The following is a 307-nucleotide window of genomic DNA, read 5'->3' as shown; positions in this document are numbered from 1 at the left end:
CGGGGGATGTGATCAAGGCCGTCGACGGTACGGCGGTTAAGGAGCCGGCCGACCCGGCCAAGCTTGCCACGCACACCAAGCCCGGGCAGGCGGGACCCTTTCCCCTTCCCCGCGCCCGCTCGTCACTTGCCGGGACCACGCGGGAGGGAGCCCCCTTGCCCCGGCTTATCTTTTGGGCAAGGCTGCGGCGGGCCGCCCGGCTCTTTCCCCGCCGTACCGTCGACGGCCTTGATCACATCCCCCGCGTGCAGCCTGCCCTCGGCGGGGGACCCCTTGACGACCGTGGAGACGATCACCCAGGACTTCA

At 70.7% G+C, this 307-nt stretch carries 1 pseudogene; it reads right to left on the bottom strand.

Annotation, left to right across the window (positions count from 1 at the left end):
• Positions 1–196: 196 nt before the first annotated feature.
• Positions 197–307 (bottom strand): annotated as a pseudogene (locus tag ADK65_RS37915) (PDZ domain-containing protein); the annotation flags it as partial.

It is taken from the genome of Streptomyces sp. NRRL B-1140 (assembly GCF_001280065.1).
Lineage (GTDB): Bacteria > Actinomycetota > Actinomycetes > Streptomycetales > Streptomycetaceae > Streptomyces.
The sequence above is the reverse complement of the archived record's forward strand: the minus strand, read 5'-3'. Positions and strand labels throughout refer to the sequence as shown.